Origin of the sequence: Pseudonocardia petroleophila (assembly GCF_014235185.1) — a bacterium.
Classification (GTDB): Bacteria; Actinomycetota; Actinomycetes; order Mycobacteriales; family Pseudonocardiaceae; genus Pseudonocardia; species Pseudonocardia petroleophila.
In genome coordinates this window covers 5,389,631-5,411,804 of record NZ_CP060131.1, presented here as the reverse complement: position 1 = coordinate 5,411,804, position 22,174 = coordinate 5,389,631, and the positions used below count along the sequence as shown (strand labels likewise).

The 22,174-nt window shown below is 74.1% G+C and carries 24 protein-coding genes and 1 other RNA gene; 18 read left to right on the top strand and 7 right to left on the bottom strand.

Annotated features, from left to right (window positions below; all coding sequences use genetic code 11):
- Positions 1-6 precede the first annotated feature (6 nt).
- Positions 7-1,251: an SLC13 family permease gene (locus H6H00_RS26585; RefSeq protein ID WP_185718387.1), complete on the top strand. Its 1,245-nt coding sequence runs from the start codon at positions 7-9 to the stop codon at positions 1,249-1,251.
- Here the strand turns inward: H6H00_RS26585 and H6H00_RS26580 are convergent.
- Entirely contained in the window at positions 1,244-2,008 is a 765-nt protein-coding gene (locus H6H00_RS26580; protein ID WP_185718386.1) for a sulfite exporter TauE/SafE family protein, read from the bottom strand. The two genes, H6H00_RS26585 and H6H00_RS26580, sit on opposite strands and share 8 nt — an antisense overlap.
- 37 nt (positions 2,009-2,045) lie before the next feature.
- Here H6H00_RS26580 and H6H00_RS26575 point away from each other — a divergent pair, with 37 nt between their 5' ends.
- The gene (locus tag H6H00_RS26575) at positions 2,046-2,717 is read left to right on the top strand and encodes an HAD family hydrolase (RefSeq protein WP_185718385.1); all 672 of its coding nucleotides are present in this window, start codon (positions 2,046-2,048) and stop codon (positions 2,715-2,717) included.
- 152 nt (positions 2,718-2,869) lie between these two features.
- Here the strand turns inward: H6H00_RS26575 and H6H00_RS26570 are convergent, their stop codons facing one another.
- The 3 genes from H6H00_RS26570 to H6H00_RS26560 are packed head-to-tail and all read right to left on the bottom strand — an operon-like array spanning position 2,870 to position 5,953.
- Positions 2,870-3,481 carry a class F sortase gene (locus H6H00_RS26570; protein WP_185718384.1) on the bottom strand — a complete coding sequence of 204 codons (612 nt, stop codon included), beginning with the start codon at positions 3,479-3,481 and terminating at the stop codon, positions 2,870-2,872.
- Positions 3,478-4,299 carry a DUF4397 domain-containing protein gene (locus tag H6H00_RS26565; RefSeq protein ID WP_185718383.1) on the bottom strand — a complete coding sequence of 274 codons (822 nt, stop codon included), beginning with the start codon at positions 4,297-4,299 and terminating at the stop codon, positions 3,478-3,480. The genes H6H00_RS26570 and H6H00_RS26565 overlap by 4 nt, the downstream gene beginning before the upstream one ends.
- Before the next feature lie 28 nt (positions 4,300-4,327).
- Positions 4,328-5,953, bottom strand: a complete 1,626-nt coding sequence (locus tag H6H00_RS26560; RefSeq protein ID WP_185718382.1) for a hypothetical protein — start codon at positions 5,951-5,953, stop codon at positions 4,328-4,330.
- 84 nt (positions 5,954-6,037) lie between these two features.
- Between H6H00_RS26560 and rnpB the strand changes: the two genes are divergently transcribed.
- The 8 genes from rnpB (at position 6,038) to H6H00_RS26520 (ending at position 12,298) form a co-directional block, all read left to right on the top strand.
- Positions 6,038-6,441: RNase P RNA component class A (gene rnpB, locus H6H00_RS26555), an RNA gene on the top strand.
- 524 nt (positions 6,442-6,965) lie between these two features.
- Positions 6,966-7,958: a restriction endonuclease gene (locus H6H00_RS26550; RefSeq protein ID WP_185718381.1), complete on the top strand. Its 993-nt coding sequence runs from the start codon at positions 6,966-6,968 to the stop codon at positions 7,956-7,958.
- 433 nt (positions 7,959-8,391) lie between these two features.
- Positions 8,392-8,535 (top strand): hypothetical protein, encoded by a 144-nt coding sequence (locus tag H6H00_RS26545; RefSeq protein ID WP_221775679.1) that lies wholly within the window; start codon positions 8,392-8,394, stop codon positions 8,533-8,535.
- Positions 8,532-9,314 (top strand): enoyl-CoA hydratase/isomerase family protein, encoded by a 783-nt coding sequence (locus H6H00_RS26540; protein WP_185718380.1) that lies wholly within the window; start codon positions 8,532-8,534, stop codon positions 9,312-9,314. The genes H6H00_RS26545 and H6H00_RS26540 overlap by 4 nt, the downstream gene beginning before the upstream one ends.
- A gap of 56 nt (positions 9,315-9,370) precedes the next feature.
- Positions 9,371-9,760: a hypothetical protein gene (locus H6H00_RS26535; protein WP_185718379.1), complete on the top strand. Its 390-nt coding sequence runs from the start codon at positions 9,371-9,373 to the stop codon at positions 9,758-9,760.
- On the top strand, positions 9,757-10,632 hold the full coding sequence (locus tag H6H00_RS26530) for an alpha/beta fold hydrolase (RefSeq protein ID WP_185718378.1): 876 nt from the start codon (positions 9,757-9,759) through the stop codon (positions 10,630-10,632). Before H6H00_RS26535 ends, H6H00_RS26530 begins: the two co-directional genes overlap by 4 nt.
- A gap of 71 nt (positions 10,633-10,703) precedes the next feature.
- Complete coding sequence (locus H6H00_RS26525; protein WP_185718377.1) at positions 10,704-11,156, top strand: Zn-ribbon domain-containing OB-fold protein; 453 nt, start codon at positions 10,704-10,706, stop codon at positions 11,154-11,156.
- Complete coding sequence (locus H6H00_RS26520) at positions 11,153-12,298, top strand: thiolase family protein (RefSeq protein ID WP_185718376.1); 1,146 nt, start codon at positions 11,153-11,155, stop codon at positions 12,296-12,298. Before H6H00_RS26525 ends, H6H00_RS26520 begins: the two co-directional genes overlap by 4 nt.
- A gap of 149 nt (positions 12,299-12,447) precedes the next feature.
- On the opposite strand, the gene H6H00_RS26515 is transcribed toward H6H00_RS26520, so the two are convergent.
- Positions 12,448-13,212: a 2-keto-4-pentenoate hydratase gene (locus H6H00_RS26515; protein ID WP_185718375.1), complete on the bottom strand. Its 765-nt coding sequence runs from the start codon at positions 13,210-13,212 to the stop codon at positions 12,448-12,450.
- Positions 13,213-13,654: 442 nt separating this feature from the next.
- On the opposite strand from H6H00_RS26515, the gene ectB reads away from it, so the two are divergent.
- The 3 genes from ectB to thpD are packed head-to-tail and all read left to right on the top strand — an operon-like array spanning position 13,655 to position 16,237.
- Positions 13,655-14,917: a diaminobutyrate--2-oxoglutarate transaminase gene (gene ectB / locus H6H00_RS26510; RefSeq protein ID WP_185718374.1), complete on the top strand. Its 1,263-nt coding sequence runs from the start codon at positions 13,655-13,657 to the stop codon at positions 14,915-14,917.
- Complete coding sequence (locus tag H6H00_RS26505) at positions 14,918-15,328, top strand: ectoine synthase (protein WP_185718373.1); 411 nt, start codon at positions 14,918-14,920, stop codon at positions 15,326-15,328. It begins immediately after the preceding gene.
- A 3-nt stretch (positions 15,329-15,331) separates the two neighbouring features.
- The gene (thpD, locus tag H6H00_RS26500) at positions 15,332-16,237 is read left to right on the top strand and encodes an ectoine hydroxylase (RefSeq protein ID WP_185718372.1); all 906 of its coding nucleotides are present in this window, start codon (positions 15,332-15,334) and stop codon (positions 16,235-16,237) included.
- Here thpD and H6H00_RS26495 read toward each other — a convergent pair.
- A complete protein-coding gene (locus H6H00_RS26495; protein ID WP_185718371.1) occupies positions 16,199-17,995 on the bottom strand; it encodes a chloride channel protein in 1,797 nt (598 codons plus the stop codon). The two genes, thpD and H6H00_RS26495, sit on opposite strands and share 39 nt — an antisense overlap.
- An 89-nt stretch (positions 17,996-18,084) precedes the next feature.
- On the opposite strand from H6H00_RS26495, the gene H6H00_RS26490 reads away from it, so the two are divergent.
- Both H6H00_RS26490 and H6H00_RS26485 read left to right on the top strand, forming a co-directional pair.
- Positions 18,085-18,591 carry a MarR family winged helix-turn-helix transcriptional regulator gene (locus H6H00_RS26490; protein WP_255425387.1) on the top strand — a complete coding sequence of 169 codons (507 nt, stop codon included), beginning with the start codon at positions 18,085-18,087 and terminating at the stop codon, positions 18,589-18,591.
- A 419-nt stretch (positions 18,592-19,010) separates the two neighbouring features.
- Entirely contained in the window at positions 19,011-19,211 is a 201-nt protein-coding gene (locus H6H00_RS26485; RefSeq protein WP_185718370.1) for a DUF3040 domain-containing protein, read from the top strand.
- A 35-nt stretch (positions 19,212-19,246) separates the two neighbouring features.
- Here H6H00_RS26485 and H6H00_RS26480 read toward each other — a convergent pair whose 3' ends face one another.
- Entirely contained in the window at positions 19,247-19,570 is a 324-nt protein-coding gene (locus H6H00_RS26480) for a hypothetical protein (RefSeq protein WP_185718369.1), read from the bottom strand.
- A 174-nt stretch (positions 19,571-19,744) separates the two neighbouring features.
- On the opposite strand from H6H00_RS26480, the gene H6H00_RS26475 reads away from it, so the two are divergent.
- The 3 genes from H6H00_RS26475 to H6H00_RS26465 all read left to right on the top strand — a co-directional run bounded on the left by H6H00_RS26475 (position 19,745) and on the right by H6H00_RS26465 (position 22,156).
- Positions 19,745-20,320: a copper chaperone PCu(A)C domain-containing protein gene (locus H6H00_RS26475; protein ID WP_185718368.1), complete on the top strand. Its 576-nt coding sequence runs from the start codon at positions 19,745-19,747 to the stop codon at positions 20,318-20,320.
- Positions 20,317-21,816 carry a GDSL-type esterase/lipase family protein gene (locus H6H00_RS26470; protein ID WP_185718367.1) on the top strand — a complete coding sequence of 500 codons (1,500 nt, stop codon included), beginning with the start codon at positions 20,317-20,319 and terminating at the stop codon, positions 21,814-21,816. The genes H6H00_RS26475 and H6H00_RS26470 overlap by 4 nt, the downstream gene beginning before the upstream one ends.
- A gap of 121 nt (positions 21,817-21,937) precedes the next feature.
- On the top strand, positions 21,938-22,156 hold the full coding sequence (locus tag H6H00_RS26465) for a hypothetical protein (protein WP_185718366.1): 219 nt from the start codon (positions 21,938-21,940) through the stop codon (positions 22,154-22,156).
- Positions 22,157-22,174: the final 18 nt, after the last annotated feature.

The following is a 22,174-nucleotide window of genomic DNA, read 5'->3' as shown; positions in this document are numbered from 1 at the left end:
CCGGCGGTGACCGGCGGCGTCGCCGCCGTCGTCCTGCTCGGGGTGGTGCTGGCGTTCGCGGTCGCGAAACCGCGCGGGCTGCCCGAGGCGCTGGTCGCGGTCCCGGCCGCCGGGCTGGTGCTGCTGCTCGGGCTGACGACGCCGGCCGCGGCGCTGGAGGAGATCGTCGAGCTCGGCCCGACGATCGCCTTCCTGGCCGCGATCCTGCTGCTCGGGTACCTGGCCGAGGTCGAGAGCGTCTTCTCCTGGCTCGGTGCGCGGATGGCCGCGGCCGGCCGGGGGAGCCCGCAGCGGCTGCTCGGGCTGACGTTCGTCGCCGCCTCGGCCACCACCGCGGTCCTGAGCCTGGACGCGACCGTCGTCCTGCTGACGCCGGTCGTGCTCGCGACCGCCCGGCTGCTCGCCGTCCGCGCCCGCCCGCACGTCTACGCCTGCACGCACCTCGCGAACTCCGCGTCGCTGGTGCTGCCGGTGTCGAACCTGACGAACCTGCTCGCGTTCGCCGCGTCCGGGCTGACCTTCCTCGGGTTCGCCGCGCTGATGGCGGTGCCGTGGCTGGTGGTGATCGCCGTGGAGTACGCCGCGTTCCGGTGGTGGTTCCGCGGCGACCTGCGCGCGGCCCCGGCGGCCCCGGCGCCCGCCCCGGACGTCGCGACGCCGGGGTTCGCGCTGGCGGTGCTCGCCGCGACGCTCGTCGGGTTCGGGGTGTCGTCGCTGTTCGGGATCGAGCCGGTGTGGGTGGCCGCGGCCGGCGCCGTCGTGCTCGGGGTCCGGGTCCTGCTCGCGCGGCGGGCCCGCCCGGTGGCGCTGCTGCGCGCGGCCGACCCGCTGTTCTGCCTGTTCGTCCTGGCGCTGGGGGTCGTCGTCGGGGCGGTGACGGAGAACGGGCTGGGAGCGGCCCTGGCGGCCGTCGTGCCGTCGGCGGTGACGCTGCCCGGCCTGCTCGGGCTCGCCGTGCTGGCCGCGGTGCTCGCCAACGTCGTCAACAACATCCCGGCCACGCTCGTGCTCCTCGCCGTCCTCGGCGACGCCCCGGCCCCCGGCCTGGTGCTCGCGGTGCTGATCGGCGTCAACGTCGGGCCGAACCTGACCTACGTCGGGTCGCTGGCCACGCTGCTGTGGCGGCGCGTGCTGTCCGGGACGGAGGCGGCGCCGTCGGTGCGGGAGTTCACGGGGCTCGGCCTGCTCACGGTCCCGCTGGGGCTGGTCGCGGCGGTCCTCGCGCTGTGGGTGGGCCTGCGGCTCACGTGAGGAACAGGTAGACCGCGACCCCGACGCCGAGCACCACCACGGCCCAGCGCAGCACGTTCTCCGGCAGCCGGCGGGCCAGCTTCGCGCCGAGGTACCCGCCGATCAGGGTGGTGGGGGCGAGCAGGGCGACGGCGAGCCAGTCGACGGGGGCGCCGAACGCGAACACCGCGACGGTGACGGTGGCGATGACCAGCGACAGCAGGCCCTTGAGGGCGTTGACGCGGCGCAGCTCGTCCCCGACGCACAGCGAGAGCGTGGCGACGAGGATGACGCCGAGCGCGCCGCCGAAGTAGCCGCCGTAGACCGACGCGAGGAAGACCGACGTCAGCAGCGCGGGATTGCGGTCCGGCGCCCCGGCGTCCGGGGTGCCGATGCGCTTCTTGATCCACGGGCCGAGCGCCATCACCACGCTGGCCAGCAGGACCAGCACCGGCACGACCGTGTCGAACACCTCGCCGGGCAGCACGAGCAGCAGGACGCAGCCGATCGCCGCGCCGACCGCGGCCACCGCTGAGGTGAGCAGGATCCGCCGGCCCTGCCCGCGCAGCTCCCTTCGGGCGCCCGCGACGATCCCCAGGTAGCCGGGCCACTGCGCCACCGAGTTGGTGACGTTGGCGGCCAGCGGCGGGAACCCGACGGCGAGCAGCGCGGGGAAGACCAGCAGGGACCCCCCGCCCGCCACCGCGTTGACGCTCCCGGCCAGCAGCCCGGCCACGAGCAGGAACACCAGCGCACCCGGCGACGACACGTCGATCACGGGTGCGACCGTATGCGCCCCGCGCTAGCGTCGCCCGGTGGCCCTGACCCTGCTCTTCGACGCCGACGACACGCTCTGGGAGAACAACGTCCTGTTCGAGCGGGTGAGCGAGGACTTCTTCGCCTGGCTCGCCCACCCGGACGCCGCGCACGCCCGCGCCGTGCGCGAGGAGATCGAGACCGCCAACATCGCCGCCCACGGCTACGGCAGCGCGGTGTTCCTGCGCTCGCTGCACGACTGCGTCACCCGGCTGCGCGGCCGACCCGTCACCGACGCCGAGCGCGCCGAGATCGCCGCGCTCGCGGCCGCGCTGCGCCACCACGAGGTGGAGCTGCTGCCCGGCGTCGAGGACGTGCTCGCCGAGCTCGGCACCCGCCACGAGCTGCGGCTGATGACCAAGGGCGACCCCGTCGAGCAGCAGCGCAAGGTCGAGATCTCCGGCCTGGCCGGGCACTTCCGCAGCGTGCACGTGGTGGCGCGCAAGGACGTCACCACCTACCGCGCGCTGGCCGGGGACCTCGCCCTCGACCCGTCGGCGACGTGGATGATCGGCAACTCGCCGCGCTCGGACATCCTCCCCGCCCGGGCCGCCGGCCTGAACGCCGTGTTCGTCCCGCACCCGCACACCTGGGCGCACGAGGAGGCCGAGGTCGACGACCCGGCGGTGCTCACCGTCGGTTCCCTGCGCGAGCTGCCGCGGCACTTCTGATGGACGCCGACGACGAGCACACCGGCGACGGCGGCGATCCCGTCTGCTGGCTCGACCGGCTCTGCCCGGAGTGCGGGGCGATGCCGTCACCGGATCAGGGGGACGCGTGCTGGCGGTGCGGGACGCCCGGACCCGGACGGGCGCGGGCCTGATCAGCCGACCGTCCACTCCGCGGCGTCGGCGGCGACCGCCTCGACGACCACGTTGTCGCGGTAGTGGCCCACCGCCCGGTCGAACGAGCCGCCGCAGGTGACCAGGCGCAGCTCCGGGCCCGGGGTGGGGCCGTAGACCTGCTCGGTCGGGAACGTGGCCTTCGGGGTGTCGGTCCGGGAGGTCACGGTGAACGCCGCGGTGCTGCCGTCGGTGCGCAGCACCTCGATCCGGTCGCCCGCCGCGAGCTCGCCCAGGCGGAAGAACACGCCGGGCCCGGCCCGGGAGTCGACGTGGCCCGCCACGAGAGCCGGGCCGTCGGCGCCGGGAGCGGGCCCGGCGGCGAACCACCCGACCACGTCGGTCGACTCCGGGGCGGCGAGCGCACCGTCGGGGTCGAGGCCGAGGTCGACGAAGGAGGAGTCGACGCCGATGGCGGGGATGCGCAGGCGCTCGGGGGCCGGGTCCCCGGTCGTCGCGGGGGTCCCGGTCGTCGTGGGGGGCCCGGTCGTCACGGGGGTCGGGGCCGCCGCCGGAACCGCGGGTGGCGGGGGCGGGGACCCGCACGCGGCCAGCGTGAGCACCAGCGCCAGCGCCGCCAGGAGCCGCGTCACCGCAGGCGCGCCCGCCGGCGCGACACCGCGACCCCGGCGGCGGCCGCACCGGCCAGGAGCGCCACGGCGACGGCCGGGGTCACGCCGGGCGCGGCGGTGCCGCCGAGACCGGTGTCGATCCCGCCGGCCGGAGCCACGTCCGGTCCGAGGGCGTCGGTCCGGAGCTGTCCGGTGAGCTCCCCGTCCTGCTGCACGACGATCACGCTGTAGACGCCGCCCGCCGCGAGCTCGACGTCGACCGCGGCCGGGTCGCCGGTGGCCCGCTGCACGTCGAACGACCCCGGTCCGGCCGGCACCGTGACGTACTCGGTGGCGCTGCCGAACGCCGCCTCCAGCACGGGGGTGCCGTTCCAGCGGATCGCGACGTCACCCGCCTCCGCCGCCCCCTGCACCACCCGCACCCGGGCCTGTCCGGCGGGCGGCGGGGTCAGGTCGTCGACGAGGACGTTCACGGCGAGCTGCGCGTTGGGTCCGAGCCCGGCGGCGGTGTAGGCGCGGCCGGGCTCCGCCTCCAGCGTGCCCGTGACGATCGGCACGGCGTCCGGTTCGCCCGCCGGGCGCATCTGCACGGTGTAGGCGCCCGGCTCGATCCGCTTGTAGGACGACACGTCGCCGTAGGCCACGCCGTCGAGCTCGGACGTCGCGCCGCTGAAGGAGGTGACGACGACGTCGACCGGTGGGGTGTCGGGGGACAGGTGGGCCAGGCGCAGGTACGTGCCGGTGGCCGCGGCGGCCGGCTGGACCGCCAGGGCCGAGAGAGCGGCGACCAGCAGGGCGACGAGCCCGGCGGCCAGCAGGCGGTGCGGTCGAGCGGTCATGGCGGGGTCTCCCTCGTGGGGTGGCGGTTCATCGGCCGAACACCGCGGACGGTGCCGGGAGGGTCCAGGTGAGGACGAGTGCGTCGGGCGTCCCGGTGATCAGGGGCGCGAACGGGGCCTGCTGGGCACGCAGCACGTCGACGGCAGCCGGGTCGGCGCCGCCGAGGACGACCTGGTGGCGCGGGCGGGCCGGGTCCTCGCCCGCGACGACGGGCAGGGCCGTGACGGTGACGTCGGTGCGCCCGGCCAACCCGCCCAGCACCAGGAGGGCGCGGGCGTCCACGCCGCCCGTGCGGATCACGGCGCGGACGTCGTCCGGGGCGTCGAAGCGGGGGTTGGCGTCGAGCTGGGCGCCCGCCCTCGCCCGGGCCGCTCCCTCGGGCACCGCCGTGACCGGCGTCGCGGGGGAGACGGTCAGCTGCGTCGACCCGTTGCTGAACCGCGCGAGCCGGTCCTGCGCCGTCGAGGTCCCCTCGACCACGACCAGCGTCCCGGCCGGTCCGAGCCGCCGGGCCGGCACCCCGTCGCGGACCAGGTCCGACCACACCCCCGGCGGCACGGTGAGCACCGCGCCCGGCTCGGTCGCCGTGCCGATCCACGTCGCCAGCGCGCGGTGCGGCCGGTCCGGGCCCGGACCGCTCCACGCGGCGGGGAGCACCACCGCGGCCAGCCCGGTCCCGGCGGCCGCGGCCAGCGGCACCACGCCGCCGGGCACGCGGAGGTCGTCGACGACCTGCGTGCCGACCACCAGCAGCGTCGCCACGAGCAGCGGCAGCGCGACGTCCCCGGGCAGCGCGACGACGAGCAGCCCCACTCCCACCAGTGCCGCGGCGGCCCGTCGTCGACCCCGGACGATCCCGACGACGGCGAGCGCGGCCGCGGCGACGAGCAGCGGGACGTGGACCCGTCCCTCCGTCGCGGGCCCGACGAGCAGCAGCGTGCCGCCCAGCACGGCCGCGACGGACGCGACGGCCAGCGCCGCTGTCGGCAGGTCCCGGGCCGCGACGACGGCGAGAGCGAGCACGACGGCGACGATCAGCGGGGGAGCGGTCAGGACCCCGGCGACGACGGCGACGGCCCCCGCGACGCGCACCGGCGTCGCCCGCTGCACCAGCAGGGCCGCCCCCACCGCGAGCCACGTCGCGCCGAGCAGGCCCGGACCGAGGGTCGCCACGGCGACGACCGCGGGCTCGGCGAGGACGAACAGCGCCAGGAGCGCCGCGAAGGCCCCGGGGCGGGCCGCGGCCCCGGCGACCACGGCGACCGCGACGAGGAGCACCACGAACGCGACCACCGCGAGCTCGCGGGCGCCGCCGAGCACGTCGGGGTAGCGGCCGAACGCCCCGGTCAGGGCGGCGTGGGCGGTGAGCTGCAGCCGGGCCGCGACCTCACCCGGCCCGTCGGCCGGGACCGGCAGCCCGGCGATCGTCGCGAAGGCGCCGTCGACGATGCGGGACTCGGCCGGCAGCGGCGGCAGCCGCACGGCCGCGACCACCACGCGCAGGACGGCGAGCAGACCGAGCACCAGGCACACCACGGTGCCGACCCGGCTGCGCGCCGGCGGAGGTGGCGCGGGGGCCGGGACCGGCTCGTCCTCCACGACGGCGCCGGGCCGGAACAGCAGTCCGGCGGCGGCGTCCCGGGAAGATGTCACACGGCCGGGTGACCAGGCCGGTCGACGGGCAAACATCCCCGACCCCCGCCTCGGGTGAGGTGGTCCCTACACTGGGCGCGCGGACGAGCTGGCCGGGCGGCCGCGTCGACGGTCTCCGGACCGTCGCCGAGGAAAGTCCGGACTCCGCAGGGCAGGGTGGTTGTCAACGGCAACCCGGGGTGACCCGCGGGACAGTGCCACAGAGAACAGACCGCCTCCGGGGCAACCCGGGGGTAAGGGTGAAACGGTGGTGTAAGAGACCACCAGCACCCCGGGTGACCGGGGTGGCTCGGTAAACCCCACCCGGAGCAAGACCAAGAGGGCCCCGCTCCGGCGGGGCCTGCGCAGGCGTTCGAGGGCGGCCCGTCCGAGTCTGCGGGTAGGTCGCACGAGCCTGCCGGCGACGGCAGGCCTAGATGGATGGTCGCCGGGCGGTGCGCCGCAAGGCGCTCCGCTCACAGGATCCGGCTTACAGGCCAGCTCGTCCCACTCCATCGATCTGAACTGCGGAAACGCGGTTCATGATCGCTCGCATGGCACACACATGGCTCAAGAATAGAAGATCTTGGTCGAGCAAGATCGATCTCGCCGGACTCCCATCCACTGTGGACGATCCGGCGCATGATCCGTCGAGCGGGATCGGACGGGACAGTTCGAGGACCGCGGCCGCGCCGTCGTGCGGCCCGTCCCAGCGCGATCGCGAGCCCGCCGACTGCTCGGCCTCCTGCGTCGGCGCCCGCGGGCTATCGCGATGTGGGTAGCGTCGGTACGGGGTCACCCGAGGGCCGAGCCACCGTGGCTTCGGTGTCGTCCAGCGGTGGTCCGTGGCGTGGTCGCCGGTCGGGGGTGGTCCGCTGAGGCGGTGGGCGGAGGACGGCGTCGATCGCGGCGCGGGTGCGGTCCTCGGGAGAGCGACCGCCTGGAGAAGGTCGGGCGGCTGCAGCGGGAGCACGATGAGCGGACCCGACCCGCGCTCGACGAGGCCGCTCGGCACAACGCCGAGGTGGATCGCATGCGCGACGGGCTGCCGGCCCGGGACAAGGCCGCGGTCGGATCGTTCCTGCGGCACGTCCTCCTCGGACTGCTGCTGCCGGAGGGTTTCCCCCACGAGGTCGACGTCGTGTTCAGTCCCAGCGCGGTACAGGCGTTGGTGCAGCTGACGCTTCGGTCGCGGGACGTGGTGCCCACGGTGAAGTCGCGAACCTACGTCGAGCGGTCGGACTCGGAGCGGGTGGCTGCGCGAGCCCGACGGGAGGTCGCCGAGGTGTATCGCAGCGTGGTCGCCCAGGTCGTGGTCCTGGCACTGCGACACGTCCTCGGCTCGGACAAGGCGCTGGTGCGGGTGGGTGTGAACGCACATGTCCACGCTATCGACCCGGCGACGGGGGAGTGGGAGTACCCCTGCCTGGTGAGCGTCGACGTGGCGCGTGAGGACTTCCCGCGTGAGGACGCGTTGCGGAACGTCGATGCGGTGCAGTGCCTCCACCGGCTCAAGGCGATCGTCTCTCACCACCCGTACGCCCTGGAGCCGATCGAACCGGTCCTGGTCTTCGACCTCACCGAGTACGCCTTCGTGGAAGGACTGGACGCCGTGGCGACCCTCGACTCCCGGCCGAACCTGTTGGACATGAGTCCGACGAACTTCGAGCATCTCGTGCGGCAACTGTTCGAGGCCCAGGGCGCGGAGGGGTGGACCACGACGCAGAGCAACGACGACGGAGTTGACGCGGTGATCGTGAATCGCAGCAACCTCATCGGCGGCCTCGCCGTCGTGCAGGCCAAGCGCTGCAAGCCCGAGAACGTGCTCGGGCCCAGCCACTACCGCAAGCTGGCCGGGACGATGGAGGAGAAGAGGGCCGGCTGGGGAGTGCTGGTCACGACATCCCGATTCACCGTCGGATGCGAGCAGCAGGCCCGTGATCACGGCCGGATGCAACTGATCGATGGCAACCGTCTGATCTGGCTGATCGAGGAGTACCTCGGCAAGGAGGTCCTCATCGGCTGATCATGATCAGGCCCTCCGCCGCGTGGTGGCGGCGTGGTCGTCAGACAGAGACCACAGGCAGCGAGATGTGCCAGAAGGGACTCTTCTGACGTGGCCTGAGCGTGGTCGGCGCGAGCGGGGGCGTTCCGTGAGAAGTCGTGCGAGGGGCTACCTGCCGGACCGATCGGCGTGGGGCCTCGTGAGGTGCCGGATCCGGAGCGAGCACGGGCACGATCCTGTGGAGGGGCGTCGCCCGTTCGAGGACCACGTCGTGGGGCGGGTCTTCGAGCACCACTGGGGACGCCACGGGATCACGTCCTGACCCTCTCGCTCGCCATCGGTCTGGCGACCCAGGACACCACCGGCCGGGCGGTCCGCGAGATCGGCCTGGACGACGTCGCGTTCCCCGTCCCCGTCCGGCACGGAGCATCCGGGCGTCGACGGAACGCTGGGGGTGGCCGGCCAGCCGCTGAAGTTCTCCCGCACCCCGGCGCGGCCGGACCGGCGCGCGCCCCTGCTCGACGAGCACGGCGACGACGTCCGTGACGGGCTCGCCCACCAGCGGTCCGCCTTCGGCACCGACCGGGTCGCCTCGTGACCGCCGGCACCGCGCGGGAGCCGCGGGAGGCCGCCGGAACCCCCGACGACGAGCTCGTCCGGGTCGAGGACCGCGGCGACTGGGCCGTGATCACGCTGAACCGGCCGGAGAAGCGCAACGCCATGAACCGGGCCGCGCAGGACGGGCTCCGCGCGGCGCTGGCCGCGGTGCACGAGAAGAAGGCCGTGGTCGTCACCGGCGTCGGCACGAGCTTCTGCTCCGGCATCGACCTCACCGAGGAGCTGCCGCCGACGGAGCCGGTCCGCCGCGCCAGCTCATCGATCGGGAACTGGGCCGAGGTCAACGAGGAGATCCGCAACCACCCGGCCGTCTTCATCGCCGCCGTCAACGGCTACGCGCTCGGCGGGGGATCGACGCTCGTCCACAACAGCGAGCTGGCGATCGCGGCCGAGTCCGCCTCGATCGGCACCCCGGAGATGGCGTTCGGTGCGTGGGCCGCGCTGTCCGGGCCGTCCCTGGTCAACCGGGTGCTGCCCAAGCACGCGGCGCAACTGATCTTCCTCGCGCAGCGGGTGGACGCCGGGACGGCCCTGCGCATGGGCATCGTCAACGAGGTCGTCCCCGACGACCGGCTCCTGCCCCGGGCGTTCGAGATCGCCGAGCGCATCGGGTCGTTCGACGCGATCACCCTGGACTGGGGCAAGCGCGCCTTCCGCTCGATGGTGAACACCTCCTGGGAGGAGGCGATGGAGCTGAGCCGCCGCACGGGTTCCTCCATCGCGGCGGCGCGCACCCACGAACCGAGCCCCCTGGACTGACGAGCGGCATCCGCCGCCCGGACCGCCACGAAGCCGACCGACGACGAAGAGGAACCATGGAGATCAACGAAGATCGCCTCCGCGACGCGCTCAACGCCGACCCGGAGTTCCGGCTCCAGGCGCGCTACTGGAACACCCAGTTCCGGATCGTCACGGAGTCGCAGAACCTGCTCGTGAGACTCGCCGACGGCGAGGTGACCGCCGTCGACGCGGGCGCCACCCCCTTCGACACCTGGGACTTCCAGCTCGCGGGGACCGCCGAGCACTGGGCGAACCTGCTGGCCCCCGTGCCACCGCCGTTCTTCCAGGACTACTACGCCGCGATGCTCTACCACGGCTTCCGGATCGAGGGGAACATGAAGACGATCATGGCGTACTACCCGGCGATCCGTCGGACGCGCGAGGTGCTGGCCCAGGTCGTGGCGCGTCAGGAGGTCGCGGCATGAGCCGGTTCGCCGACGTGGCGGGACGCTACGTCTACCTCACGGTGCAGGGCGTCGAGTACCGCGTCTACTTCGAGGAGGCGGGCTCCGGGACCCCGGTGGTCCTGCAGCACACCGCCGGGTGCGACAACCGGCAGTGGCGGCACCTGCTGGAGGACCCGGACGTCACCGCCGACTTCCGGCTGATCGCGGTGGACCTGCCCTACCACGGCAAGTCCCTGCCGCCGACCTCCGAGCGGTGGTGGACGACCGAGTACACGCTCACCGAGGAGTTCCTCCTGGCGTTCCACGTCGCGTTCGTCGAGGCGCTCGAGCTCGACCGGCCCGTCTACATGGGCTGCTCGATGGGTGGCCACCTCGCCGCGGACCTCGCACTGAGGCACCCCGGGAGCTACCGCGCCGTGGTGGGGATCGAGGCGACCCTGCACTCGCACGGGATGGAGCGGATCCTGCCCTGGCTCTACCACCCCGAGATCGGCAACGACACCAAGCCCGCCCTCATGCACACCCTCTGTGCTCCCGACAGCCCGGAGGAGTTCGTCCGGGAGACCGTCTGGGTCTACAGCCAGGGCGCACCGCCGGTGTTCAAGGGAGACCTCGAGTACTACATGGTCGGGCACGACCTCACCGAGTCGGCGCGGGAGATCGACACCGACCGGGTCGGCGTCTGGGTCCTCAGCGCCGAGTACGACTGGGCGGCGCCGCCTGCGGCCTGCGCAGCGCTCGCCGCCGAGGTCCGGGGCTCGCACTTCGTGCCGATGACCGGGATCGGCCACTTCCCGATGTCGGAGAACCCGGCGCGGTTCAAGCAGATCGTCCTGCCCGTCCTGCGCGAGGCCGCCCTGTCGGGTCAGGTGGCCGCGGTCCGCGCATGACCCCCACCGTCTCCGGTCCCCGTGTCCGCGGACGCGGGGACCGGAGACCTCCACCTGCCCAGGAGCCGTTCGTGACCACCCAGACCTCCGGCCGACCGGAGCGCAGGCTCGTCGGCGTCGACGACCTCCGCCCGGACGGCACCCCCGTCCTCACGATCTCCGTGTGCGCGCGCTGCGCGGGCCGGTGGTTCCCTCCGCGCGAGGTCTGCTCGGCCTGCGCCCACGACGCCCTCGACCCGGTCGAGGCCGGGCCGGAGGGCGTCGCCTACGCCTCGACCGTCGTCCGGATCGGCGCGCCCGGGTTCCCGACGCCGTACGTCCTCACCTACGTCGACGTCGACGGCGTCCGGCTGCTCGCGCACACCGACACGGCGCACACCGACAGCACGGACCCGTCCGACCCCGCGCCGCTGGCGCCCGGGACGCCGGTGGTCCTCACCGCGGGACCCACCGGCACCGTGGGCGGGGTCGAGCTGTGGTCCTACCGGGTCCGTCCCGTCACGACCCCGGAGGGGGACCGATGAGGCCCGTCTACGTCTCCGCGGCCGCGGTCGTCCCGTTCGGCAAGCAGCCCGGCCGCCCCGCCGCCGAGCTCGGCGCCGCGGCCGCGGCGGAGCTGCTGCGCGGGGCCGGGCTGTCCCCCGACGCGGTCGAGGCGGGTTTCGTCGGCGCGGTCTACGGCGGGTCGCTCATCGCCCAGCGGGTGCTGCAGCGGGTCGGCGTCTCGGGCCCGCCGGTGTTCTCCGTCGAGAACGCCTGCGCCAGCAGCGGGGCGGCGGCGCACCTGGCGTGGCAGGCGATCGCCGCCGGTGTGTACGACTGCGTGCTGGTGGCCGGGGTGGAGAACCTGACCGCGTTCGGCAGTGGGGCGCTGCCGCTGACCAGCGCGGACATCGAGGTCGAGCAGGGCCAGGTCATGCCCGCGGCGTACGCGATGCGGGCGCAGCGGTACCTGCACGAGACCACCGCGACCGTCGCCGACCTCACCGCCGTCACGGTGAAGAACCGCGGCAACGGCGCGCTGAACCCTCGTGCGCACTTCCGGAAGGAGGTGACCGCCGCGGAGGTCGACGCGTCCCGCCCGGTGGCCGATCCGCTGCAGCTCATGCACTGCTGCCCCAACACCGACGGTGCCGCCGCCGTCCTGCTCACCAGCGACGGGTTCGCCCGCGAGCTGGGGACGCCGCGCACCCGCATCCGGGCCAGCGTGATCCGGTCCGGGCGGTTCCACACCTCGTTCCGGGACATGACCTGGCCGGACATCACCGAGCGCTCCGCCAGGGCGGCCTACGGGATGGCCGGGCTGGGCCCGGCCGATCTGGACCTCGTCGAGCTGCACGACGCCTTCGCCATCGCCGAGCTCCTGCACGCCGAGGCTCTCGGCCTCGCCGACCGGGGCACGGCCCACAAGGCTGTCGCCGGCGGCGAGTTCCACCGCGACGGGCGGGTCGCCGTCAGCCCCAGCGGTGGGCTCCTCTCCCGTGGCCACCCGGTGGGTGCCACCGGTGCCAGCCAGCTCGCGGAGTGCCACTGGCAGCTGACCGGGGCTGCGGGCGCGCTGCAGGTTCCGGGTGCGGAGGTGGCACTGGCCCACACCACCGGGGGCGGCATCTACGGCGTCGACAACGGCGCCTGCTCGATCCACATCCTCACCGCGGAGGACTGAGCACCGCCGAGCACCCGGCCTCCGCCGGGGGCGTGCGCCGCCACCAGCAGCGCCTCGGGCGGGGGCCGGGCCACCGGGTCGCGCAGCCCAGCGGCCGCGCCCCCTCCGAGCTGCGGACGCACCGCGGGGTCACGATCGATCGGCCCGCGTCAGTCCCGCGTGACCCGCACCGCCGTCCGCCCGTCGAAGACCGCCTCGACGGTGCCGCCGACGCGCAGCGGCACCGCGGCGGTGAGGCCTCCGGTGATCACCAGCTGACCGGCCGCCAGCCCGCGCCCGGCCTGCGCCAGCCGGGCGCAGAGCCACGCGACCCCGGCGAGCGGGTGGCCGCCGGCCGCCGCCCCGGTGGCCGTGGCCACCTCGACGCCGTCGTGCAGCAGCCGGACCGACGTGCGGTGGCACCCGAGCGGGTCGACGTCCAGCGGCGGGCCGAGGACGACGCCGGCGGCCGACGACCCGTCGGCGGTGTTCTGCTCGACGGTGAAGCGGTAGTCGGCCCACACCGAGTCGACGACCTCCAGGCTGGGGCGCACCTCGGCGACCGCCGCGGCGACCTGATCGAGGTCCAGGTCGTCGCCGTGCAGGTCCCGACCCAGCACCACCCCGATCTCCGGTTCGACGCGGGGCTGGACGAACCCGGTGGCCACCCCGGGGAGCAGCATGTCGTCGAACAGGGGGCCGTGGTTCGGCTCGGCCACGCCCATCTGCTCGCGCATCGCCGCGGAGGTGTACCCGAGCTTGTGGCCGACCAGGCGCCGGCCGTCGGCCAGCCGCAGGTCGGTCAGCCGGTCCTGCACGGCGTAGGCCTCGGCCATGGTGGCGGCGACGTCGTGGGCCGCCGCGTCGAGCACCTCGCCCGCGCGGTGCGCCCGGTGCAGCCGTTGCGCGTGCCGGTGCGCGAGATCGGGATCCATCCCGGCAGTGTCCCGCCCCGCCCCGCCCGCGGGAACCGGGGCGGACCGCGCGGCGGCCCGTTCGCGGGCGCCGCGTCGCGGGGAGGACGGGGACGCGCAGGCCGACGACGGTCGGCGGACGCCCGCTCGGGTCCCGGCACCGGCCCGGGCCGACCGGTTCGGGCCGGACGTCCGTCGACCGCCGGATCCCTTCCTAGCGGGGCGGCGGTCCTCCCGGGGCCGGGCGTCGTGAACCGTCAGGGCATTGCAAGACGGCCGCGTCGCGAACCTTGCGATGACCTGACGAAGCCGGGGCAGCCCGGATCCGGCGGGTAGCGTCGGCGACCGATCAGGGGCCGGATGCGGTACCCCGTGCCGCCTCGGTGGACTCCCGGGCCACCGGTCCGGACCGCTCCACGGGGTCCGCCCGGCCTGCGACGGACGTAGGAGGATGGGGTAGCCGATGACCGTGTTCGAAGACCTGGAGTCCGAGGTCCGCAGCTACTGCCGGAACTGGCCGGTCGTGTTCGACACCGCGGTCGGTTCGCGCCTCACCGATGTCGACGGGAACACCTATCTGGACTTCTTCGCCGGGGCGGGGGCGTTGAACTACGGGCACAACCCGCCGGCGTTGAAGAAGCCGTTGTTGGAGTACCTGGCCCGGGACGGGATCACCCACGGGCTGGACATGTACACCACGGCCAAGGGTGAGTTCCTGCACGCGTTCGAGGACGGGATCCTCAAGCCGCGTGGGTTGGACTACAAGGTGCAGTTCCCCGGTCCGACGGGTGCGAACACGGTGGAGTCGGCGTTGAAGCTGGCGCGGAAGATCAGCGGCAAAGAGGCCATGATCAATTTCACGAACGCGTTCCACGGGATGACGCTGGGTGCGTTGTCGGTGACGGGTAACTCGATGAAGCGCGGCGGGGCCGGCATTCCGCTGGTGCATGCCACGCCGATGCCGTTCGACAACTACTTCGACGGTACGCAGCCGGACTTCCTGTGGATGGAGAAGCTGCTGCAGGACTCCGGTTCGGGGTTGAACGAGCCGGCTGCGGTGATCGTGGAGACGGTGCAGGGCGAGGGCGGGATCAACCCGGCGCGGGTGGAGTGGTTGCAGGGCCTGGACGCGTTGTGCAAGCGCAACGGCATCCTGCTGATCGTCGACGACGTGCAGATGGGCATCGGCCGCACCGGCCCGTTCTTCTCCTTCGAGATCGCGGGTATCCAGCCCGACATCGTGTGCATCTCCAAGTCGATCAGCGGTTACGGGTTGCCGATGGCGCTGACGCTGATCAAGCCGGAGCACGACGTGTGGGGTCCCGGCGAGCACAACGGCACCTTCCGCGGCAACAACCCCGCGTTCGTCACCGCGACGGCGGCGATCAAGGAGTTCTGGTCCGACGACGCGCTGGAGCGGTCGACGATCGCGAAGGGGGAGCGGGTGCACGAGGCGTTCTCCGAGATCGCGGCGCGTTCGCAGACCGTGGAGCTGACCCCGAAGGGTCGTGGGTTGGCGCGCGGTCTGCAGTTCGGGCAGCCGGAGCTCGCGGCGAAGGCGTGTGCCGCGGCGTTCGAACGGGGACTGCTCATGGAGACCTCGGGCCCGTCCGACGAGGTCATGAAGATCCTCCCGGCCCTGACCATCACCGATGCCGAGCTCGACGAGGGTCTCGCCATCGTCGCGGAGTCCGTGGCCGCCGTCACCGAAGGGATGTCCCAGTAGATGATCGTCCGCACGCTCGACGAGATCACCGACACCGAACGCGACGTCAAGACCGAGAACTGGCGCAGCAAGCGCATCGTCCTCGGCGGCGACCGCGTCGGGTTCTCGGTGCACGAGACGGTGCTCAAGGCCGGCACCGTCAACGACTTCTGGTACGCGAACCACATCGAGGCCGTCTTCATCACCGAGGGTGAGGGCGAGCTGTACGACAAGGACAACGACACGACCTACGCGCTCGCGCCCGGGTCGATCTACGTCCTGAACGGAAACGAGCGCCACCAGCTGCGTCCGCGCACGCAGATGCGGACGGTGTGCGTGTTCAACCCTCCCGTCACCGGTCGCGAGGTGCACGACGAGAACGGCGTGTACCCGCTGATCACGGTGGACGAGGAGGAGAAGGAGGCTTCGTAGGGCATGGCAGTCACGGACCGACGGACGGCACGCCACGGCGACCGCTACCCCACGCGGGTGGCGGACCGCCCGGTGATCATCGACCGGGCGGAACCCGCGGTGTGGAGCACGGCACCGGGGTTGCTCTCGGCCGAGGAGCTCGCGGCGCACGAACGCGACGGCTTCGTATCGGTCCCGGGACTGCTCACCCCCGAGGAGGTGGTCGGGTTCTCCGCGGAGCTCGACCGCCTCGCCACCGACCCCGCGGTGCACGCCGACGAGCGCACGATCACCGAGAAGTCCTCCGGGCAGGTGCGCTCGGTCTTCGAGGTGCACGCGCTGAGCCGCACGATCGCCGACCTCATCGCCGACGAGCGCGTGGCCGGCCGGGCCCGGCAGATCCTCGGCTCCGAGGTCTACGTCCACCAGAGCCGGATCAACTACAAGCCCGGCTTCGGCGGCGGCGGGTTCTACTGGCACTCCGACTTCGAGACCTGGCACGCCGAGGACGGCATGCCCTCCCCGCGCGCGGTGAGCATCTCGATCTCGCTGACCGACAACTACGCGCACAACGGCTGCCTGATGATCATGCCGGGGTCGCACAAGGAGTTCGTCGCCTGCGTGGGGGAGACCCCCGCCGACCACTACAAGGACTCGCTCAAGGAGCAGGAGGTCGGCACCCCCGACCAGGAGAGCCTCACCGCTCTTGCCGACCGGCACGGGATCGCGATGATCACCGGTGCGGCCGGGTCGGCCACGCTGTTCGACTCCAACTGCATGCACGGCTCCGGCGGGAACATCACCCCGTACCCGCGGTCGAACATCTTCGTGGTGTTCAACAGCGTGGAGAACCGGTTGGAGGAGCCGTTCGCGGCCCCGGCCCCGCGGCCGTCACACGTCGCGGCCCGGCGGTTCAGCCCGGTGGCCTGAGCCGGCGGAACGGGCGCCTCCGGCGGATCGCGCGGTGGCGCAGGCGGCGACCACGTCGCGGTGGTCCACCCAGCCGATCGGGTCCCGGCCCCCGGGTCCGACGACGGGCAGGCCGGTCGTCGCGTGTTCGTGCAGCACCGGCACGGCGTCGTGCAACGGCGTCCCGGCGTGCAACGGCGGCAGGGTGCGCGCCAGGTCGGCGGCCGTGACACCCGGACCGGCGGGGGCCAGCGCGTCCGCCGCGACGACCGTGCCGAGGTGGTCACCACCGACCCGGACCGGCGCGGCGCCGTAGCGGGCCGACTCGAGTCGGGCGACGATCTCGGGCACGCGGCAGCTCCCCTCCAGCGGCTCGGGCACGGGGCCCATCGCCTGCCCGACGGTCAGGCTGCGCAGCAGGTCCGGGGCCGGCTCGGCGGTGATGTCCAGGCCCCGGCGGAGCAGCTTCAGCGTGTAGATCGTCTCGCGGGAGACCAGGTGGCTGATCCCGGTGGCGAGCGCGACCGCGGCCATCAGCGGGAGGATGATCGAGTACTGCCCGGTCAGCTCGAAGACGATGACGAGCGCCGCGATCGGGGCGTGGCTCGCTCCGGCGAACACCGCGGCCATCCCGATCAGACCGTAGGCGCCGGGGGAGATGTCCAGACCGGGGAACGCGGCCTGGGCGACGAGCCCGAACGCCGTGCCACCCATGGCGCCGATGAACAGCGACGGCGCGAAGACCCCGCCCGAGCCGCCGATCCCGATGGTCAGGCTCGTGGCGAGCATCTTGCCGGCGAGCAGGACGAGCAGGAAGCCGAGCGCGTACCCGCCGTCGATCCCGTTCTGCAGGACCGGGTAGCCGACCCCGTACATCTGCGGCAGGACGAGCAGCACCCCGCCCAGCAGCAGGCCGCCCACGGCCGGGCGCAGCCACTCGGGGCCGCGCCACACCCGGTCGCAGGCGTCCTCGACGCGGTAGAGGAACCGGGCGAACGCCCAGCCCAGCAGGCCGGCGAGCAGCCCGAGCGCCGCGTAGAGCAGGTACTCGACCGGCGAGCCGACGCTGAACGGGGGCAGGACCAGGAACGGTTCGTCCCCCATCACGGCGCGCCCGACGACCGAGGCGGTCACCGAGGCGATCACGACGACCCCGAACGCCTCCGCGGTGAACGACCGGAGGATGAGCTCGAGGGCGAAGAAGACGCCGGCGACGGGGGCGTTGAAGGTCGCGGAGATGCCACCGGCGGCGCCGCAGGCGACGAGCAGGCCGAGCCGGTGCGGGGGCACCCTCAGCCACTGCCCCATCGACGAGCCCAGCGCGGCGCCGATCTGGACGATGGGGCCCTCGCGGCCCACCGACCCGCCCGAGCCGATGCACAGGGCCGAGGCCAGGGACTTGACCACGGCCACCCGGGGTGGGATCCGGCCGCCGTTGCGGGCGACGGCGAGCATGACCTCGGGCACGCCGTGGCCGCGTGCCTCGCGGGCGAAGCGGTGCACCAGCGGTCCGTACAGCAGGCCGCCCAGCACCGGGGCCAGCACCACGAACCACGCGCCCGCCCAGGGGAACGCCGGGTGGGCCGTGCCGCCGGTCGCGCTGTAGTCGGTGGTGCCCGTGAACAGCTCGGTGAACACCGTGATCAACCAGCGGAACACCACCGCCCCCAGGCCCGCACCCGCCCCGACCAGCAGCGCGAGCCCGACCAGGCCGGGTGCGGAGCCGCGCAGCAGGTCGTGCACGACACGGACACGCCGGTGCAGCAGAGAAGCATGCATCGACATATCTTTGCATAGAGCAACGAGTGCGGAGCGGCAGTTGTGGCCGCCCCCACCGTCCCGGCCGTCGGGCATGACAGGCTGCAGCGGTGAGCGATGCGACGCCGCGGCCGGGGGTGCCGTCCACCCCTGGATCCGACGGCCGCGAGCTCGTCGATGCCGTGATGACGGCGAGCCGGGCGCTCGTCGCGATCGCGGCGCGGTCGCTGGCCGCCGCGGGCGAGGTCACGCTGCCGCAGTACCGCGCGCTGGTGGTCCTGGCCACCCGCGGGCCGCAGCGGCCGGTCGACCTCGCGACCGCGCTCGGGGTCAACCCGTCCTCGGCCACCCGGCTGCTGGACCGGCTCGCCGTGGCCGGTCTGATCCGTCGGACCCGGTTGCGGGCCGACCGCCGGTCGCTGCGGGTGGCGCTCTCCCCGGCCGGGCGGGACCTCGTCGCGGAGGTGACGCGGCGGCGCCGGGCGGAGGTCGAGCGGCTGTTCGCGGCGCTGCCCGCGGACCAGCACGCGTTGGTGATCACGGCACTGCAGGCGATCTCCGAGGCCGCGGGCGAGACCCCCGAGGGTGACCTCGACGCCGGTCTCGGCTGGTACTGAGCCGGTACCGCGCCGGGGCATCCGACCGGGGCGCAGCCGTGCGCGGTCCGAGCGGCCGGCGGACCCCCGCTGACTCCCCGCCGGTCACCGAGTGCACGGACTCCGGTCCGCGAGGTGCTCCCCAGCTCTCGCGCACGTCCGCCGCCCCGGTACCGGGTCACGCCGCCGGGTCCGCCGGCCGCTGCACCAGTTGTAGCCGGGCGGTCCGGGTGCCGACCAGAGCGCGGACGACATCGTCAGCCGTTCGTCAGGCGGCCGCCGGACGGTGCCCGGCACCGGGCGCTGTCCACGGATCGCGGGCGGGCGGCGCACTGCACGATGCGCCCCGAGCAGGCCGACCGCAAGGATGTCGTCAGGCGCGATCACCGCCCGATGCCGCAGTCTGGACCCGTCCACCGGGCACGAGCCGGGGAGGGGTTGTGCGCGACAGGATCCGCGAGGCGCGCCGGCTCGCGGCGATCGCGCGGCAGCTGGCCGCGGACGATCCGCAGTTGGCCGAGGCGTTCCACCTATGGAACGAGCGGTGCGGTGGGGCGCCCGCCGCCCGGGCGGCGATGGGGCCGGCCGCGACGGTGCTCGGCGCGCTGCGCGGGGTGCTCGGTCGGCTGCTGCGCCGGTGAGGGCACGATCGCCGGAGAGTCCGCGACCGCGCGGCTCACCACCTCCGCGGTGGGGTGTCGGGGGGTCGTTGCCGCGCCGCCTCGTCCGCCGCCATGACCACGAGCCAGCCGAGGACGGCGACGAACGCGGTCACCACGACCGCCGCCACCGCTCCGCTCAGCACCGCCAGCCCCAGCACGATCGACAGTGCCTCCCAGGCCGACACCGGGGTCTCGTCGGTCGCCCCGTCGCCGGGTCCGACCGGGGACGCGGCCCCGTCGCCCCCGGTGTGCGGGCGCCGCGGTGCCGCCTCACCCGGGAGGTCGGCTCGTTCGCCGTGCATCCACGACCACCGGCCCGCTCCGTACGGGAACCACATCCGGACCACCTCCTCGCCACAGGGTCCCCACCGCGGACACCGACCGACACGGGCCCGGGCACACCGTCAGGTGACCGCAAGGCAGGCGGGGTGAGGAGAGGGCACGGGCGGGGTAGTCCAGCGCGGACCGGCGACGCCGGTCCGCCCCGCCATGACCCTGGAGGACCGACCACCGTGCACGAGCGCCCGTCCCTGCCCACGCCGATCCGTCGGATCGCCGTCCGTGCCGTGACGGCCGCGGTACTCCTGCTGGTCGTGGCCGGTTGCGGGGCGGGCCAGGAGGCGGCGACGAGCACGCAGGCCACCCACGCCTCGGGCGCCGTGGGGCAGGTCGGTCCGATCTCGGTGCTCGACGTGGAGTTCCGCTTCAGCCCGCCGGTCGCGGGCGACGAGGTGTACGGCGTCGGGGACACGGCACCGCTGTCGGTGACCATCGTGAACAACGGCCCGACCGCGGACCGGCTGGTCCGGCTGTCCAGCCCGGCCGCGGACGCCGGCGTCGTCGTGGCCGACGGCCTCGTCGTCCCGGGTGGAGCCACGCTGACCGCCGGGCAGACCGGGCTGTCGTCGATCGAGGTGCCCGCCGAGGACGACGCGCGACTGCTGGCGCTGACGGGTCTGCGGGTGCCGATCCGGTCGGGGCTGACCTACCCGGTCGTCCTGGGCTTCGAGCGCGCCGGTGAACTGGTCGTCGACGTCCCGGTCGCGACCCCCGACGTGCCGCGCGAGCCCGCCGCCGACGGTCGATGAGCCGCGCCGTCGTCGCGGCCCGGTCGTGGTCGACGGCACTGGCCGTCGCGCTGTGCGTGCTCGTCGGCGTCCCGCTTGTCGTCTGGCTCAACCCGGACCAGCAGGTGCGCATCGCCGGCCAGTCGGTCGGCGTCGGCGCCCGCGACCCGCAGCTCACCGCGGTCGGACCGGCGCAGCTGGTGCAGATCGGCAACACCGAGCTCGACCTGACGGGCGTGCAGGTCTACGGCCCGCTGCGGCCGCGGCTGTCGCTGGGCCCCGTGCAGCGCAACGCCGACGCGATGCAGGTGTTCGACCCCGCCCGCACCGCGGAGGTCGCCTCCGGCGCGTCGCGCACCCTCGTCGAGGCGTTCGCCCGGTGGTACCTCTGGGGCGCGCTGGGTGCCGTGGTGGTCGCCCTCGCGGTGAGCGCGCTGACCGGATGCCTCCGGATGCTCGCCGTGCTGCGCCGGGAGGGCCGTCGCCGGGGGAGCGACGCGGTGCCGGTCGCCGACCTGTGGCACGCGTGCTCCGCATCGGTCCGCCGGACGACCGCGATCACGATCACCGCCTCGGTCCTCGCGTGGGGTGCCTGCGGCGCACTCGCCTACGCCGGGACCGTGCACGGGCTGTCCGGCGTCACCTCGCTGGCCGACCTCGCCGGCTCCACCCGCGTGACGCCGTCCCCGGTCGGCCCGGTCGTGACGGGGTACTCGGGCGCGGTCATCGGTGACTCGCGGGTCGCGCGGCTCGGTGGCCCGCCGCCCGCGGACGCGACGGGGGAGGACCTCGGGTGCCGGCGCAGTGCCGACTCGCTCGCGGTGGAGCTGACCGGGCTGCTCGCTGCGCCGGTGCTGAACCTGGCCTGCTCCGGGGCGAGCATCGACCAGGGTCTGCGCGGTGGCCAGCAGCTCCCCGGCGCCGTGGCACCCCCGCAGGTCGGCCGCCTCAAGCAGGTGCAGGGGCTGGACTTCGTCGTCGTCGCCATCGGGCCCAACGACCTGCACTGGTCGGACTTCCTCCTGTACTGCTACGGCCTCGCCACCTGTGACGACAGGTTGACCAGCGGCGAGTTCGACTACCGCCTGGGCGCGTTCGACCAGGACTACGCCGCGCTCCTGCAGGACCTCAACGACCTGCCGGGCGCACCCCAGGTCATCGTCATGACCTCCTACGACGCGTTCGCGCCGGGTGCCGACGAGCAGTGCCCCGACGTGCGCGGCCCCGACGGCGTCCCCGGGCTCGACGCACAGAAGATCGCGCTGCTGGCCGTGCGCAACGCACGGCTCAACTCGGTGCTGGAGGCCGGCGCGAAGCAGTACGGGTTCACGGTCGCCCGGCCGCGGATCACGTCGCTGTGCGGCGGGGCCACCGACGGGCTCGGACGCGATCTCCAGGGCCTCGCCGACCCCGAGCCGTTCCATCCGACCGGGATCGGGTCGCTGCGGCTGGCCGCCTCGGTCGCCCGGCTCGTCGACCGGGTCCCCACCACGCGGCTCGTCGACGCCGGACCGTGACGGCCGGCGGCCCGGGAGTCGTCGAGCTGACGATCTGCTTGCGGAAGCGGCCGCATGCGTCCCGCGGCGCCCCGACGGGCGCGTCGTGCGCCACTATCGGGTCGGACGGAGGGAGTGAGCGATGACTGCCCGGATCGAGGAGCACGGCGACGTCGACCGGGTGGCCGGTCTGCTCGGCGAGGAGTTCGCCGGTGCGCTGCCGCGGACCGTCGTCCGGCACGAGGTCGGCGTGGCGCGGCGGGAGCTGAGCGGTCAGGTGCCGGCTGGCGCGTTCGAGGAGCTGATGCACCGGCTGGCCGCGCAGCGTCTGCGGCAGCGCCGCGACGGCGGGCCGTCGTGAGCACCGGCTCCGGGCGGG

What these genes read in the sequence shown, in the direction of transcription:
- H6H00_RS26465 (WP_185718366.1), top strand. Translation starts at nt 21,938, where the DNA reads ATGACTGCCCGGATCGAGGAGCACGGCGACGTCGACCGGGTGGCCGGT.
- H6H00_RS26565 (WP_185718383.1), bottom strand. Translation starts at nt 4,299, where the DNA reads ATGACCGCTCGACCGCACCGCCTGCTGGCCGCCGGGCTCGTCGCCCTG.
- H6H00_RS26535 (WP_185718379.1), top strand. Translation starts at nt 9,371, where the DNA reads ATGGAGATCAACGAAGATCGCCTCCGCGACGCGCTCAACGCCGACCCG.
- thpD (WP_185718372.1), top strand. Translation starts at nt 15,332, where the DNA reads ATGGCAGTCACGGACCGACGGACGGCACGCCACGGCGACCGCTACCCC.
- H6H00_RS26505 (WP_185718373.1), top strand. Translation starts at nt 14,918, where the DNA reads ATGATCGTCCGCACGCTCGACGAGATCACCGACACCGAACGCGACGTC.
- H6H00_RS26480 (WP_185718369.1), bottom strand. Translation starts at nt 19,570, where the DNA reads ATGTGGTTCCCGTACGGAGCGGGCCGGTGGTCGTGGATGCACGGCGAA.
- ectB (WP_185718374.1), top strand. Translation starts at nt 13,655, where the DNA reads ATGACCGTGTTCGAAGACCTGGAGTCCGAGGTCCGCAGCTACTGCCGG.
- H6H00_RS26550 (WP_185718381.1), top strand. Translation starts at nt 6,966, where the DNA reads ATGCGCGACGGGCTGCCGGCCCGGGACAAGGCCGCGGTCGGATCGTTC.
- H6H00_RS26515 (WP_185718375.1), bottom strand. Translation starts at nt 13,212, where the DNA reads ATGGATCCCGATCTCGCGCACCGGCACGCGCAACGGCTGCACCGGGCG.
- H6H00_RS26470 (WP_185718367.1), top strand. Translation starts at nt 20,317, where the DNA reads ATGAGCCGCGCCGTCGTCGCGGCCCGGTCGTGGTCGACGGCACTGGCC.
- H6H00_RS26530 (WP_185718378.1), top strand. Translation starts at nt 9,757, where the DNA reads ATGAGCCGGTTCGCCGACGTGGCGGGACGCTACGTCTACCTCACGGTG.
- H6H00_RS26495 (WP_185718371.1), bottom strand. Translation starts at nt 17,995, where the DNA reads ATGCATGCTTCTCTGCTGCACCGGCGTGTCCGTGTCGTGCACGACCTG.
- H6H00_RS26520 (WP_185718376.1), top strand. Translation starts at nt 11,153, where the DNA reads ATGAGGCCCGTCTACGTCTCCGCGGCCGCGGTCGTCCCGTTCGGCAAG.